At 65.0% G+C, this 283-nt stretch carries 1 protein-coding gene; it reads left to right on the top strand.

Annotated elements, in window-relative coordinates; all coding sequences use genetic code 11:
* Positions 1 to 283, top strand: a 283-nt coding sequence (locus PQR42_RS45730) for a TolC family protein (protein WP_408394124.1), incomplete at both ends; no start/stop codon positions are given.

A 283-nucleotide genomic window follows, 5' to 3' on the forward strand; every position in this document is an offset into this window, starting at 1 on the left:
CATCAATGCGATTGGCGTGCTGCTGGCGAAGGAACCGGGTGCATTACGACAGATGCTCGCTGAGCCGCGTGATGTGCCGGCGCTGCCTGATCAGGTGCCCATTGGCGTGCCGTCGGAGCTGGTACAGCGCCGGCCCGATATCAGGAAAGCGGAGGCTCAACTGCACGCGGCCACGGCGACGATCGGCATGGCGAAGGCCGACTTCTATCCACGCATCTCGCTGAACGGCAGCGCGGGGTTCCAGAGCCTGCAGCTTTCGAATCTCGCCGACTGGGCGTCCGGG

Source organism: Paraburkholderia sediminicola (genome assembly GCF_046027355.1).
Taxonomy (GTDB): domain Bacteria; phylum Pseudomonadota; class Gammaproteobacteria; order Burkholderiales; family Burkholderiaceae; genus Paraburkholderia; species Paraburkholderia sediminicola_B.